This window comes from Sporichthya sp. (assembly GCF_013815995.1).
GTDB lineage: Bacteria > Actinomycetota > Actinomycetes > Sporichthyales > Sporichthyaceae > Sporichthya.
The window spans coordinates 1-2,997 of record NZ_JACDFE010000350.1; the positions used below are offsets into that span (position 1 = coordinate 1).

A 2,997-nucleotide genomic window follows, 5' to 3' on the forward strand; every position below is an offset into this window, starting at 1 on the left:
GCCCGGCACGGCGTCGCCGCGTGCGCCGTGGTCGCCGGCGTCTCCGGTGGCGGCAAGTCCCGGCTCCTGGCCGAGTTCGCCGCCCGGGTCTCCGAGCGCGGGGTGTGGGTACTGCGCGGCGGCGGCGTCGAGGGCGCGGCCCAGCACCCGCTCCAGGTGCTCGTCGGGGTCGTCGAGGGCATCGTCGCCGAAGCCTCCCTGGACCCGGATCTGAGGGACCGTCTGATCGCCGAGCTCGCCGCGGCCGCCCCCACCCTGCGCGACGTGCTGCCGGGCCTGTCCGAGGTGCTGCCGGCCGTGGACGGCGGTCCGCATTTCGGCGAGCACGCCCGCGCCCGCGCGGTCTCCGCCATCACGACGTTGCTGACCACACTGGGCAGCGTCGATCGCCCGGTGGTCGTGATGCTGGACGACTGCCAGTGGGCCGATGAATTGACCGTCGAGGTGCTCACCAGCTTCGCCCGTGACGCCCAGCACGGCGCACTTCCGGCCCACCTCGCGCTGGTCGTCGCGTTGCGGCCGGAGGATGTGACGGCGGATCACCCGCTGCTGACCTCACCCGGCCTGCCGGTGGTCGACCTGCCGCCGCTGGACGCCGTCGAGGTGGCCGAGGTGGTCCGCTCGATGGCCGGCGACGTGCCGCCCGAGCTGCCCGCCCTGGTTGACGAACTTTCCCGCGGCGAGCCGCTGATGATCGGCGCCGTGCTGCGCGGGCTGGTCGAGTCCGGTGCGCTGGCCCCTACCCCGGAGGGGTGGGAATTGACTGCGCCCTCCGACGGTTTCCAGGCTTCCCAGGAGTCCGCGGCGATCCTCGGCCGCCGGATCTCGCTGCTGGACGGCGTGACCCGCCGGGTGCTGCAGGCCGGCGCCGTCTACGGGCGCTCGTTCACCCTCACCGCGGTCGCGCCGCTCACCGGGCTCTCACTGGGCCAGGCCGAACGCGCAGTCCGCCAGGCCGAGGAACGCGGCCTGGTCTGGGATGCCGGCGACCGGTTCACCATCGTGCACGACCGGCTGCGCAGCTCCCTGCTCGCCGACATCGAACCCGGGAATCTGTCGACGCTGCACCGCCGGATCGCCGAGCAGATCGAAGCCGTCGAGCCGAACCGCGCCTTCGAACTGGCGCACCACTTCGACGCCGGCGGGCACGCCGAACGGGCGCTGCCCTACGCACTGCGCTCGGCCGCGATCGCCCGCTCCCAGCACGACCTCGAACTGGCCGAACGCAACTACCGGATCGCCGAGCGCGGGATGGCCTCGGGCTCGTCGGCCGCCTCGTTCGAGGTCTCGGAGATGCTCGGCGAGATCCTCATGCTGCGCGGGCGCTACGACGAGTCCGCGGATCGCTTCGAGCGGGCCCGGGCGCTGGCCGCCAACGACATCGCGGTGGCCCGGATGGAGGGTCGGCTCGGGGAACTGGTGTTCCGCCGGGACGACCTGGAGGGCGCGGCCGCGCACCTGGAGACCGGGCTGGCGATCCTCGGTGAGCGGATCCCGCGCCGCTCGGTCACGGTCGTGCTGTCCCTGACCTGGGAACTGCTGCGCCGGATGCTGCGCGGGCTACCGGGGCGCCGCACCGGCGGACCGGCGCCGACGGAGAAGGACCTGCTCCGGGCCCACCTCTACACGCAGCTGCAGTACCCGCGCTGGTTCAAGTCCCAGCGCATGGAGACCATGTGGCTGATGGTCCGTCAGGTCAACGTGGCGGAACGGTGCCCGAACACCCGGCAGCTGGCTCACGCCTACGGGGTGTGGGGCGGCGCGCTGGCGCTGACGGTGCCGTTCCTGTGGAAGCGGGGTCTGCGCTACACCGAGATCTCGGAGTCGATCTCGAAGGCCCATCACGACGTGCGCGGACAGGGTCACGCGAAGAGCATGCGGACCTGTGTGCTGCACGCGGCCGGCCGCTACGGAGAGGCGGAGATCGTTGCCGCCGAGGCGATCAAGCTGCTGGGGGAGTACGGAGACCGCTGGGAGACCAGCTTCGCCGCCCGCAACCGCTCGATGTGCCTCTACCGGATCGGGCGGATGCAGGAGGCCCTGGAGGAGGCGTCGCGCGTCCACCGCATCGGGGTCGACCTCGGGGACGCCAACGCCGAGGTGACCGCCCTCGAGGTGCTGGCCAAGGCGACCGACGGCCGGGTCCGCACCGCGCAGACCCAGCGCGCGCTGCGCCGCCAGGGCGCGGACATCGAGGTCCGGATCGCCTCGCTGCAGGCCGACGCGCTGCGGCTGCGTCACGACGGTGACCTCTCCGGCGCCATCTCCCGTCTGGAGCACGCGTCCGGGATCGTGCGAAGGGCCCGCCCGACCAACTCCTACCTGGTGCCGGCGCTGGCCTGGCTGGCCACCGTGCGCCGCGAGGCCGCGGAGCGTGAGCTGCTGCCGGCGGCTCGACGCCGGGCCTTGTGGAAGGCCCGGCGCGATGCCCGACGAGCCGTCAGATATGCCCGGATGTTCCGCAACGATCGCCCGCACGCGTTGCGCGAGCGGGGCCTCGTTTCGGCGTTGCTCGGCAACTCCTGGCGGGCCCGGCGACTCCTGCAGCGCAGCATCGACGTCGCCACCGACCGGGCCGCCTGGGGCGAGCTCGCGCAGACCCGCGCCGAGGCCGAACGCCTCGGCCTGGAACTGCTGATCCCGATCGAGGCCGAGCGGGCGACCCCGTGGGACAGCGGTCGCGCGGAACGCGCCGACCTCGGCCTGGCCGACCGGTTCGAGGCCCTGTTGGAGTCCGGGGTGCGCCTGGCCGCCGCCGACTCCGATCGGGAGATCGTCGCCGCGGTTCGGGAGGTCGCCGTGTCCTTGCTGCGCGCGGACTCCTGCCGGGTCGTCGGCCTGACCTCGGCCTGGAACCGCTCGCAGGTCGACCCGTCGCTGGCCGCCGCCGTCGACACCCTTGCCGCGTTGGGCCGGCCGATCGTCGTCGCGCCCGCCGCCGAGCTCACCCCGCCCGAATTGGCCGCGCTGGTGCCCGCCGGTGCCCGGTCCGCGCTG

At 73.6% G+C, this 2,997-nt stretch carries 1 protein-coding gene; it reads left to right on the forward strand.

What is annotated here, in order from left to right; genetic code table 11:
* The coding region (locus H0X00_RS23075; protein WP_293775149.1) for an AAA family ATPase at nt 1-2,997 on the forward strand (2,997 nt) is incomplete at both ends.